Genomic DNA, 11,302 nt, shown 5'->3' on the forward strand with positions numbered 1-11,302 from the left:
GTGATGAGTGACAGGCATGCTTAACCTGTGATCCTAGCTCTATAACGTCAAAATTACAGCGGTTTAATCGACAAATTTAACTTATCAGTTCGGCCTGCGGCTGCAACTGCGCCAGGGTATCGGCAATTTGCTGTTGCAACGCCTGCGGCACGGCCTGCATGGGGGAGCGCAACTCGTTGTGGATCAAGCCTTGTTGCGCCAGCGCCGCTTTGACCGGTGCCGGGTTAGGGAAGCTGAACATCTGGTGGATCATCGGCAGCAGGGCATAGAAATTTGCCCGGGCGGCAATCAAATCTCCCTCTGCGACCTGTTGTACCAGCTGTACAAAGCGCTGCGGGTGAATGTGTGCAGAGGCAGAAATTGCGCCGGTGCCGCCCAGGCACAGCGTAGTGAGGATCAGGTTATCTTCACCGGTCAGTACGTCGATGTCACCGTCATTAATCAGCGCCATCATGGTGTCAGGATTACCACTACACTCTTTGATCGCTTTCACTTGCGGGTGACGCGCGATCTGCCGCAGGGTAGCCAGCTCGATCACAATACCGGTGCGTTGCGGAATGTTGTACAGGATCACCGGCACGCTTGAGGCATCGGCAAGCTGGGTGAAGTAGTCCACCAGGCCGCATTGCGATGGGCGAATATAATAAGGGGCAGGGATCAATACGCCGGCGATATCACGCAGCTGGATCGCCTGCTGCATTTGCAAGGTGTCGACCATGTTATTGCCGGACAGGCCCATAACCACCTGATGAGCCGGGGTGACGGCCAACACTGCATCGAGCACTGCCAACTGCTCGTCCTGGCTTAACGCGGCTGCCTCACCGGTAGTGCCACAGACCACCAACCCATCGACGCCAGAGGCGATCAGATGTTGAGCCAGTCGTTGGGTCGCAGGCAGGTCGACGGCGTGATGATTAAATGGGGTAACCAGCGCCACCCAAATACCGGAAAATGAGGCCATAGTAAGTTCCTTCAGTGCGAGCAATAAGAAGCCAGATAAGAAAACAAGCGAGGAGATGATGCGCTGATAATGAATATTCTGCATGAGGCTGTCAATTTACAACCGCTTGATAACATGGTTATTCATGATTAAGTCTTGCAGATGAGTTTGGCTAATAAAAAAGGGAAATAAAAAACCCCGCCTTGGCACAATGCCGTTCACTTAAGTGGTGAGGCATAACGATTCACCGGATAACGGGTTTTTGATATCTTAACCGCCCTCGGCCTTGATGGTCGGGGGCGTTTTGTTATGAACATCGCCTCCAAACTCCCCCTCAGGTGCATCAGCCGTTTCGGTATCGTTCCGGGGGATACCGTATTACCCAGCACTATCAGTTCCGTCGCTATTACCCCAAAAGCAAATTTAAAACTCATCTCCGACGGCGCTCTTTTATACTGTTTTGCCGTCAGCGCCGCTTCCCGCCTGATAAGGTTGTAAGCCAGCAGCAACCCCCACACTTCCTGATGCAGCAACTCCACTTTGCGGCTTCTCAGCACCATCGCATTACTCTGCAGGCTGCTTTTGATATTGCGAAAACCCACTTCGATTTCCCATCGGGAATGATAAAGCTCCGCCACCGCTTTGGCCGGATAACGATCCGCAGGCAATGAAGTCAGCACGGTTTTCTCCACACCGCCGATATCGTAACTGACCGCCCGGGCATACCAGGACTCAGGAAGGGCCGGGTTTTGCTTTCGAGCCTGCGCAGAGACTTTCATTTTTAGCAGACGGTCGCCCGCTCCGTAGCTTTCCTGCACGTCTGCGACCATCCCTTTGCGGGCAGGCAGTAGCCAGTGGCGATTTTCGCCGCCATGGTTCACCCCTGTTAGTAAATCCGCACTAAAAAATAGCTTATCAAACAGGGTGATGGAGTTATCCGGTAACGCCTTAATCAGGTCATGCGCCAACCGGGTCTCGCTACACCGGTAAGGCCCGGTGACCGCATCCAGCAGAACATGACTGCTCAGGTTCATCAACGCCACCAGACGCATCACCGGAAAAGGACTCTGTCGGTCTGTAGAGGTGTTACTGGAACCAAAATGCGCACGAAGTTCCGGTTCATCGGGCGTACGCAGTTGTGCACCGTCGACGGCAAAGAGCTGCAATCCTCTCCAGTCATCTTTGGGATAGCGTTCAGTCCCCCAGGTTCGTGCTGTCTGGCGAAACAGCCATTCAACAGGGGCAGCACCGACACGCTGGCGTGCCTGTGTAATGGCGCTGCGTGCCAGAAGCTGCGTGCCGGCTTCGCCATCGGCACTGAGGTTAAGGCGGCGGACAATATCGGTAATGGGCTCATTACGAAAGAAGGCCATACAAACGACCATCCAGACCACCATGTCCCCGGGCAGGCGGCGGCGTCTGACGGTGGCATGGGTAGACAGAGAAAGGCAATGCTGGAGCCATTCAACAGGAAGATGTTCAGCAAAAATCTGCGCAGAAGGTGGCGGTAACAAAGGCTGGTCGCTAAAACTGAGCAGGTCATCGAGAAGTGGCATAAGAAAACGGCTCCCTGTAATGGAAGCCGTTATATTGCCGCAGATTAAGGATCGGTCAACCGATCCTTAACTGATCGGCATTGCGCCTTGGCAGGGTTTTCTGGCGGTCTTAGCGGGGGCGGCGGGTGCTGTTCATCGAGGCCGTCCAGTTGAAGGTTTCACCGGTGGGCTGGATGCGATTGGCTTTACGCTCGGCTCGGGTGGCTTTTTCAATTTTCGCACGGGCGGCAGTAATGCGTGCCACCACTTCATCTTTGATCTTGTTATTTTCGGCGTTGGTTAATGCACGACCGAGGTTTTTGCGTGCTTTATCCAGCTCGGTTTTAACTTCACGTTGCTCGCTTTCCGTCATGTCTTTCAGCGTCAGTTTTTTCATTGTTGTAGCCTGGTCAGTGAAGATGACAACCAGTGTACAGCAATTAAAGGCCCGAAGATGCCGCTGCCGTAACCTAAATGCCGAGAGAGCCAGCTTGTCACATCTCTTCCTGCAACTCGCTGAGAAAACGCCGCATGCGCTCGGTGCGTTCCAGCGCCATTTTCTTGCCGGTCGCGGTTTGAAAACCTTCCTGCAACTTGAACAGTTTGGTTTCGAAGTGATCCAGACAAAAACGCTTGTCGTCATATTGGCGCTGCTGCGCCAGCGGATCGGCAGCATCGTACAATGCGCTGCGCATACGCCCGCCAATATAGAAACAGCGCGCCACGCCAATCATGCCGATGGCGTCCAGGCGGTCGGCATCCTGAAGTATTTTGGCTTCCAGCGTTTCCGGGGTAATGGCGGCGGAGAAACTGTGGGCCTCGATAGCATGGGCGGTTTTGGCGATCTCCTGCGGCTCCCAGCCCAGTTGCGTCAACATCAGGGTGGCTTTTTCCGCCGCCATGCGTGAGGCCAGATGGCGCTGTGGCGAGTTCTTTTCCACCGCCACACAATCATGTAACAGCACGGCCGCACAGAGCACGCGGCGGTTACCGCCTTCCTGCTGGCTGATAGTGTGAGTATTTTTCCACACGCGGTGCAAATGAGCCACGTCATGTGAGCCGTCATCGGAATCGAGAGTCAGTGGCAACAGTGCCTGGGCCAATTCCTGATGAGGTGAAAACGGCTGCAGCAATTCCTGCGCCAGGGTTGAAAAATGCACGCTATGCTCCTTATGGGTGGCAAACCTAAAATCATAGCAGCCGACGATGAGGCGGTTATGACAGATCTGTAAAAGGATTGTTTACTGTATTGCAACAGACTATTGTCGTAATCGCGGTTTTTATACCGGAATAAGCAACCTAGAATGTTCCTATTCCGGTCATCCCCGCTTGGTGTAAGCCTGTGTCCGTGGGGTTGGCCGGAGTATCCCGCTTATGCAACTGGAGAAAAGCCATGTCAACGAATCTTGAAATCGTACGCGCTACCTATGAAGGCGGCAGTGCCGAAGAGAATGGCCGCAACCTGCTGGCGGCATTGGCGCCAGACGCGCAATGGACCGAAGCCGCAGGCTTTCCCTACGCCGGCACCTATATTGGCCCAGAGGCGATCTTCAAAAATGTTCATCAGCGCCTGGGAACGGAATGGCAGGGTTATCGCGCCGAAGTCGATCACTTCTATGATGCCGGTGAGAACGTCATCGCCCAGGGCTTCTACCATGGCACCTATGGCGCGACCGGCAAATCATTCACCGCATCCTTTGCACATATTTATCAGTTGCGCGCCGGAAAAATCATCAAGTTTGTGCAAATCGTTGACAGTGCAAAAGTGCTGGAAGCCATGCAGGGCTAAAGGCCGCTGTGTTTGCCAAATTTGCGATCGTACTCCCGTCGGTAAGCGCGTGCCTTGTTGCGATCGCGGATCCACAAATAGCCGCATACCAGTGCGACAGCGCCTGAAAAGGTAATGTTGCGCATATCCCGGTCATAAAAAAACACCAGCACCGCGTCCATCGCCGCGATAAAGGCAATCCACTTGTACATATGGGATTGCCGTCGCGTGGCGGCGTTGAGGCGCTTTAACTGTCTGGCTTCGTGCATAACCGGCTTTTGTTGCATAACGTCTCGTCGGTAATAAATTTCTTAGGATAAATTAACAGAAGTCTCCTGAAGGTGGTAAAGACAAACGTGCGCCGGGTCGGTTTTCATAGGGCGGGCTATAGCGCCCTTATCTTATAACGCCAGGACGGCTTCGATCTCAACGCTGACCTGCGGTGAGAACAATGCGCTGACCGCGACCAGTGAACAGGCCGGTAGCGCCCCATCAAAATAATCAAACAGCACCGGTCGTATGGCCTGCAGATCGTCGATATCGGTTAAAAACACCGTTATTTTAATCAGCGCCTTGAGATTGGTCCCTTCGTCGGCGGCGATAGTCGCCAACTGCTCAAGAATCGCCTGCGCCTGTTGTGCCGTGCTTTGCCCCTGAGCCTCAGTGGCAAATGCCGTCAGTCCGGAAATATACAGCGTATCGCCATGGCGCACCGCATGGACATAGGGCCCGCCCGGCGTCGGCAACTGCGGATAATTAATGCGCTTCAATGATGTCATGGTAAAAACCCCGAGAGATTAATTAAAAAAGTAAACAAACTTGGTTAGGATGGAGTAGTGAACATCGGAAGTACGCTGAGACTTATTGCTTTTAAATAATATCACTAACATTCATTTATAACTGTGAAGGACGTTTCAGGGTAATGAATCAGACCTTAATTCCCTATATGCAACGCTGGCAGTTGCAACCCGACGGCCCGGCATTTGAAACTCACAGCAGCCTGCTGATGCCGGTACGCTATCAGGGGGTCGCCGCCATGCTGAAAATTGCCCGCGAACAGGAAGAGAAGTTCGGCGGACTACTGATGTGCTGGTGGCAGGGCGAAGGCGCTGCGCGAGTGCTGGCCTGGCATGACGACGGTATTTTGCTGGAGCGCGCGCAAGGTGGCCTCTCACTGCCGCAGATGGTGCGAGACGGCGACGATCGGCAGGCGACGGCGATCCTGTGTCAGGTGATTGCCCGTCTGCATGCGCCGCGCGCTCAGCCTTTGCCGGAGCTGATCCCTTTAGATCAGTGGTTTAACTCGTTGTGGCCGGCGGCGCAGGCGCACGGCGGCATGCTGCGTCTCAGTGCCACGGTGGCGGCGGAGCTGCTGACCAGTCCGCGTGAACTGAGCGTGCTGCATGGCGACATTCACCATGACAACGTGTTGGACTTCGGCGAGCGCGGCTGGTTGGTGATCGACCCTAAACGTCTGTATGGCGAACGCGCCTTCGACTACGCCAATATCTTCTGTAACCCCAATTACGGTATTGCTACCGACCCCGATATTTTTCTCCGCCGGGTAGAGCAGGTCTGCCAACTGGCCGGGCTGGATCGCCAGCGTCTGCTGCAGTGGATCCTCGCCTGGGCCGGGTTGTCCGCGGCCTGGTTTATGGAGGATGGAGAGGCAGCGGATATCGATTTCCGTGTCGCAGAACAGGCCGCACGCGCGTTGGACCTCCCGCTACCGGAAGGGGACTCAGGGTTCATCCTGCCAATAATCGAGCGAGGCTGAAGGACGTTGCACATAGCGCACCGGTTCACCCTCATGCAGCGCCGTCGCCTGAAACTTGCCTGAGTCCGGGTACTCCACCAGTTCTGGCTGTTCGCGGGTGCTGATGGAGAGGTATTTCAACGGCGCGTCCGAACTGTTGATGATCTGATGTGGGTATTCCGGCCCCGGCGGGATAAAAATCATGTCACCGCTTTTAATTGGCAGGTGTTCGCCAGCCACCCGTAAAGTGCCAGTTCCCTCCAGTACGATAAACATTTCTTCCTGTGCATAGTGAAAGTGATAAGGGCAGGAACGCATGCCCGGTGCCACGATATCGATGGAAGCCCCCAGCTTGCTGGCGGCAGTGCCGGTACCCAAACGGGCACCTATGCTGTCATACAGCGGCGGGCGGGAATCGTGCGTTTTTTCAACCTGTTCGAAGTTACGGATCAGGCGCTGGGCAAGCAGCGCGGCAGGGTCATTCATGACTATCCTCGTGACATTGTCACTTAATCGTTAACAATGGCGAAACCGGCAGCAGCACGGCCTCCAGCCTTTATCGATTTGCATGTTCCGGGTGGTTATACCAGCCCGGTCGGCGTTTGGGTTGTGGCCAGAACAGCGCGGCCTGACCTCCATTTGGGATCTGCCACACCTCGCAATCATAAATAGTAAAGGTGTCACCGAATTTATCGACGCGCAGGCCGCGATAGCCTTGAGCAATACCTTGCCGAGTCACCGTATCCAGTAATTGCTGGCGCTCTGCGCGGTCCGCCGGGGATGCACTTAACCGCGAAGGCAACGCGATAAACTCATCGAAGGAATAGCCAAAGCACTGCTGAGCACAGTGGTTGGCATAGATAAACACCGGGTCACCGCCGCCGGTGTGAGCCAGCAGGCTGTAGGGGGCCTGCTGATGTAGCCAGGGGAAGCGTTCGGCGGTAGCCGCCTGTGGGCCGGGCAGGCCTTCGCCAGTCCAGTGTTGGTACGCGACATCTATCTGTTGAATCAGGTCAATCTGCGCGGAAGATGGCATAAAGGCTCCCTTAACGGTCCCGAGGGGCAACAATCGTTCCCCCTCTCAGTTAAGCAGAAGATCGCCGAAGGGGGAACATATTGCCGGGTGAACCGAGACTTAAACACAGTTTGGGGCTATTTTGCCCGCTGCGGCAGCGACAGGATGATATGAGCAACCGCACCGCCAATAATCCCCCAAAAGGCAGAGCCGACGCCGAACAGCGTCACGCCGGACGCGGTGATCAGGAAGGCGATCAGCGCGGCGTCGCGCTGTTTTTCATCCTGCAGTGCGCGTTGCAGACTACCGGCGATAGTGCCCAGCAGGGCCAGCCCGGCAATGGTGTGGATCAAGGCGACGGGTAATGCACTGAACAACATACCGATAACGCCGCCGAACACGCCGGCCAGCAGATAAAATACCCCGGCGGCGACGGCGGCCATATAGCGGCGTTGTGGATTGAGATGCACGTCCGGCCCCATACAGATAGCCGCGGTGATGGCGGCGATACACACCGAGAACCCACCGAACGGCGCCAGCAAGAGTGCTGTCAGCGCCGTCCAGCTAATCAGTGGCGAAGTCGGGACGTTGTAGCCGGCCGCCTTTAGCGTGGCGATGCCGGGGGCGTTTTGTGACGCCATGGTGACCACAAAGAACGGCACGCCAATGCCCAGCAGTGTCGACCAGCTAAAGTGGGGCGTAATAAATTCCGGCATGGCGAACGCCAGCGGTTGCGGTGAAAGATGAATATTGCCCTGCAGTGCCGCAATCGCCAGCCCGACCAGCAGCGTCAGCACAATCGCATAACGCGCCAGATAGCGCCGTGTCATCAGATACACCAGGCCCATTCCGGCACTGAGCACGAAATTGACCTGCAGCGAGGCAAAAGCATCCAGGCCAAAGCGCAGCAGGATCCCCGCCAGCATCGCTGCCGAAATGGCCTGCGGAATATAATCCATCAGCCGGGCGAACAGCCCGGTTACGCCGCATAGCAGGATCAGCCCGGAGGCGAAGATGAATACGCCAATCGCTTCGTTAATCGGCGTGCCGGGCAGGCTGGTGGCCAGCAGGGCGGCACCGGGGGTCGACCAGGCCGTCAGAATGGGCGTACGGTAATACAGCGACAGCCCGAGCGAGGTAATGCCCATCCCCAGCCCTAACATGCTCAACCAGCCGCCGATCTGCAACGGCGTGGCGCCGGCCGCGGCGGCAGCCTGAAAGATAATCGCGGCAGAACTGGTGTAGCCGACCAATACCGCAACAAAGCCAGCCATGACGGCAGACAGGGACAGATGACGTAAAGAGATAGCAGGGCGCATGGCACACTCCGGCAACGGTTGTGCGTTATAACGCACGATGAACGGCGAGCATAGCACCGTGCGTTATAGCGCACAAGTGGCTATAATCAGCCGCACTATCAGGGGAGAAAAACATGCAGGAATTGTCTGGCCATCTGGCACAAACGCTTCGATCGCTGCGCATGCAGCGCGGCTGGAGCCTGGCGCAGGCGGCCGAAAACACCGGTGTCAGCAAGGCGATGCTGGGGCAGATCGAACGGGGGGAGTCCAGCCCGACGGTGGCTACCTTGTGGAAAATCGCTACCGGTTTTAACGTGGCTTTTTCTGCCTTTCTGGAGATCTCGCCGCTGCAACAGCAGGCCACACTGCATCGCTATGGCGATGCTCCGGTGTTCAATCAATACAATGCCGATATGCGGGTGGTGCCGTTGTTCCCATTCGATCGGCAACTGGGTTTTGACCTGTTCGTTATCGATCTGGCGCCGGGCGCGCTAAGCGAATCTTCGGCCCACGAGCCGGGCGTGATTGAGCATGTGATTGTCATCAGCGGTGAGCTGGAACTGGCGGTAGACGGCGAGTGGCACCACCTGACCCACGGTGAGGCGATGCGCTTTCAGGCCGATCGGCCCCATGCCTACCGTAATGCCAGTCAACAGACGGTGCGCATTCACGATTTGATTCACTACCCTAAATTCTGACTCAACGGCATTGGCGCAGGCTTTGACTCCGCCTCACCAAACGCCTACCTTATTGAAAATGATTCTTATTAACTATCAAAGGGAGCTTGATTTTGCCAATCACCCACCGCAATCGACGCCAGTTTCTTAAACTCAGCGCACAAACCGCAGGAGCCGTATTCGCAATGACTTCATTACCTAACAGTATCCGCCTGGCGATGGCGGCAGAAGGCGGCGCCAGCGCCACCGATGAATTTTTATGGCTGGAAGAGCTGCAGGGCAAGGCCGCACAGGCGTGGATCAAGCAGGAAAATCAGCGGACCACCGCGCGTTTCGCTCAGGGCGAAGGCTTCCGGCAGGTAGAAAAGCAGGTGCTGGATATTCTGAATAAAGACAGCCAAATCCCGTGGGTCGCCAAGCGCGGCGATTACTATTACAACTTCTGGCAGGATCAAACCAACCCACGTGGCTTATGGCGACGCACCACGCTGCAGGAGTACCGCAAAGCCAAACCAGCCTGGGAAACCGTGCTGGATATAGACGCGTTGGGTAAGGCCGAGGGCAAAGACTGGGTGTTCCATGGTTCGCAGTCACTGGCACCGGAATACCGCTATTGTCTGCTGGAGTTGTCGCCGGATGGCGGTGACGCGACGGAGATCCGCGAGTTTGATCTGGTCAGCAAGCAGTTCGTCAAAGATGGCTTTGTGCTACCGGTGGCGAAAAGCCAGGCTTCGTGGATCGATAAGGACACGCTGTTTATCGCGACTGATTTCGGCGCAGGTTCGATGACTCAGTCCGGCTATGCGCGCATAGCCAAACGCTGGCGGCGTGGTACACCGCTGAGTGCCGCTCAGACGCTGTATGAGGCGCAACCGCAGGATATGACGGTGTTTGCTTATCATGACCAGACGCCGGGCTTTGAACGCAACTACGTGGGACGCAGTCTGGATTTTTACCGCCGTGAAACCTATCTGCTGAATGAGCAAGATCAACAAGTCAAAATCGACATTCCCGCCGATGCCGAGTTCAGCACGCACCGGGAGTGGATATTGATTAAACCGAGCAGCGACTGGGAGGTGGGGGGAACTCATTATCCTTCAGGCTCACTGCTGGCCGCCCATTTTGACGATTATCTGGCGGGTAAGCGTGAGCTGACGGTGTTATTTACTCCGACGGCCCAGGCGGCCCTGAGTGGCTACAGCGGCACGCGTGACCATCTGATCCTCAGCATCATGGACAATGTGGTCAACCGGCTGGAAGTGCTGACGCCGCAGGGCAAAAGCTGGCAGCGTAAGCCATTGGGTAACCCGGGGGCGATCAGCACTATTTCTGCCGGTGGCGTCGATGACGAAACCAACGATTATTTCCTGACGCTCAGTGGGTTCCTGCAACCGACCTCGCTGTACCTGGGTAATCTCGACGGCGGTGAGGCGGAATTGCTCAAGCAGGGGCCGCAGGACTTTGACGCCAGCGGCTATCAGGTCAGTCAGCACTTCACGGAGTCTAAAGACGGGACGCGCGTGCCGTATTTCCAAATCTCGGCCAAGGGCATTAAGCTGGATGGCAGTAATCCCACGCTGCTGTACGGCTATGGCGGATTCGAGGTGTCGTTGTTACCGGGGTATATGGGAGCCAAGGCACCGGCCTGGCTGGAGCGCGGCGGGGTGTATGTGGTGGCCAATATCCGCGGCGGTGGTGAGTATGGCCCAGCCTGGCACCAGGCGGCGCTTAAGCAAAACCGTCATCGTGCCTATGAAGACTTTGCTGCCGTGGCGCAGGATCTGATCACCCGTAAAGTGACATCGTCACAACATCTGGGGGCGCGGGGTGGCAGCAACGGCGGCTTGTTGGTGGGCAATATGCTGACGCTGTACCCGCAGCTTTTCGGCTGCATCGTCTGTGAAGTGCCGTTACTGGACATGCAGCGTTATACCCAGCTTTCTGCCGGTGCTTCCTGGATTGCCGAATACGGCGACCCAGGCAAAGCGGAAGAGTGGGCGTACATCAAAACCTTCTCGCCGTATCACAACATCAAAGCGGGCGTATCCTACCCGCCGGTGCTGTTTTACACCGCCACCAGTGACGATCGGGTCAATCCGTCGCACGCCCGTAAAATGGCGGCACGCATGCAGCAGATGGGCTATCCGCAGGCCTACTTCTATGAGAATACCGAGGGCGGACACAGCGCCGCAGCGGACAAGAAACAGGCCGCGTTCCACGGTGCACTGGTCAGTGAGTTTATGTGGGTCAATCTGAGCGTTAAATCCACCGCCTGAGCCACGTGGGTATGACGTAAAAAAGCCTGGGCACATT

Annotated in this window: 13 protein-coding genes; 4 read left to right on the plus strand and 9 right to left on the minus strand. The window is 56.2% G+C overall.

Going from position 1 to position 11,302, the window contains the following annotated elements; genetic code table 11:
* Positions 1 to 76 precede the first annotated feature (76 nt).
* From dapA to QOT07_RS11370, 4 genes are all read right to left on the minus strand, one after another.
* A complete protein-coding gene (gene dapA, locus QOT07_RS11355) occupies positions 77 to 961 on the minus strand; it encodes a 4-hydroxy-tetrahydrodipicolinate synthase (RefSeq protein ID WP_129934808.1) in 885 nt (294 codons plus the stop codon).
* 197 nt (positions 962 to 1,158) lie between these two features.
* Positions 1,159 to 2,496 carry an IS4 family transposase gene (locus QOT07_RS11360; RefSeq protein WP_219017319.1) on the minus strand — a complete coding sequence of 446 codons (1,338 nt, stop codon included), beginning with the start codon at positions 2,494 to 2,496 and terminating at the stop codon, positions 1,159 to 1,161.
* A gap of 109 nt (positions 2,497 to 2,605) precedes the next feature.
* Positions 2,606 to 2,872, minus strand: coding sequence for a DUF3811 domain-containing protein (yjbD, locus tag QOT07_RS11365; RefSeq protein ID WP_085116604.1), 267 nt, complete (start codon positions 2,870 to 2,872; stop codon positions 2,606 to 2,608).
* A 97-nt stretch (positions 2,873 to 2,969) separates the two neighbouring features.
* Positions 2,970 to 3,635 (minus strand): HD domain-containing protein, encoded by a 666-nt coding sequence (locus QOT07_RS11370; protein WP_099061835.1) that lies wholly within the window; start codon positions 3,633 to 3,635, stop codon positions 2,970 to 2,972.
* A gap of 233 nt (positions 3,636 to 3,868) precedes the next feature.
* Between QOT07_RS11370 and QOT07_RS11375 the strand changes: the two genes are divergently transcribed.
* The gene (locus QOT07_RS11375; protein ID WP_099061836.1) at positions 3,869 to 4,264 is read left to right on the plus strand and encodes a nuclear transport factor 2 family protein; all 396 of its coding nucleotides are present in this window, start codon (positions 3,869 to 3,871) and stop codon (positions 4,262 to 4,264) included.
* Here the strand turns inward: QOT07_RS11375 and QOT07_RS11380 are convergent.
* Positions 4,261 to 4,530 carry a hypothetical protein gene (locus tag QOT07_RS11380; RefSeq protein ID WP_129934806.1) on the minus strand — a complete coding sequence of 90 codons (270 nt, stop codon included), beginning with the start codon at positions 4,528 to 4,530 and terminating at the stop codon, positions 4,261 to 4,263. The genes QOT07_RS11375 and QOT07_RS11380 overlap by 4 nt on opposite strands.
* Before the next feature lie 114 nt (positions 4,531 to 4,644).
* Positions 4,645 to 5,022, minus strand: a complete 378-nt coding sequence (locus tag QOT07_RS11385; RefSeq protein ID WP_261417606.1) for a RidA family protein — start codon at positions 5,020 to 5,022, stop codon at positions 4,645 to 4,647.
* A 143-nt stretch (positions 5,023 to 5,165) separates the two neighbouring features.
* Here QOT07_RS11385 and QOT07_RS11390 point away from each other — a divergent pair, with 143 nt between their 5' ends.
* On the plus strand, positions 5,166 to 6,020 hold the full coding sequence (locus QOT07_RS11390; RefSeq protein ID WP_261417607.1) for an aminoglycoside phosphotransferase family protein: 855 nt from the start codon (positions 5,166 to 5,168) through the stop codon (positions 6,018 to 6,020).
* Here QOT07_RS11390 and QOT07_RS11395 read toward each other — a convergent pair.
* From QOT07_RS11395 to QOT07_RS11405, 3 genes are all read right to left on the minus strand, one after another.
* The gene (locus tag QOT07_RS11395) at positions 5,985 to 6,485 is read right to left on the minus strand and encodes a cupin domain-containing protein (RefSeq protein WP_207977080.1); all 501 of its coding nucleotides are present in this window, start codon (positions 6,483 to 6,485) and stop codon (positions 5,985 to 5,987) included. The genes QOT07_RS11390 and QOT07_RS11395 overlap by 36 nt on opposite strands.
* Positions 6,486 to 6,555: 70 nt before the next feature.
* Positions 6,556 to 7,035 (minus strand): MEKHLA domain-containing protein, encoded by a 480-nt coding sequence (locus tag QOT07_RS11400; RefSeq protein ID WP_099061841.1) that lies wholly within the window; start codon positions 7,033 to 7,035, stop codon positions 6,556 to 6,558.
* A 116-nt stretch (positions 7,036 to 7,151) separates the two neighbouring features.
* Positions 7,152 to 8,333, minus strand: a complete 1,182-nt coding sequence (locus tag QOT07_RS11405; RefSeq protein ID WP_283603136.1) for a benzoate/H(+) symporter BenE family transporter — start codon at positions 8,331 to 8,333, stop codon at positions 7,152 to 7,154.
* A 113-nt stretch (positions 8,334 to 8,446) separates the two neighbouring features.
* Here QOT07_RS11405 and QOT07_RS11410 point away from each other — a divergent pair, with 113 nt between their 5' ends.
* Together QOT07_RS11410 and QOT07_RS11415 are read left to right on the plus strand one after the other, a co-directional pair.
* Positions 8,447 to 9,010, plus strand: coding sequence for a helix-turn-helix domain-containing protein (locus QOT07_RS11410; RefSeq protein ID WP_099061843.1), 564 nt, complete (start codon positions 8,447 to 8,449; stop codon positions 9,008 to 9,010).
* Between the two features lie 164 nt (positions 9,011 to 9,174).
* Complete coding sequence (locus tag QOT07_RS11415; protein WP_283603137.1) at positions 9,175 to 11,265, plus strand: prolyl oligopeptidase family serine peptidase; 2,091 nt, start codon at positions 9,175 to 9,177, stop codon at positions 11,263 to 11,265.
* Positions 11,266 to 11,302 lie beyond the last annotated feature (37 nt).

Source organism: Serratia proteamaculans, from assembly GCF_949794035.1.
GTDB classification, from domain to species: Bacteria; Pseudomonadota; Gammaproteobacteria; order Enterobacterales; family Enterobacteriaceae; genus Serratia; species Serratia proteamaculans.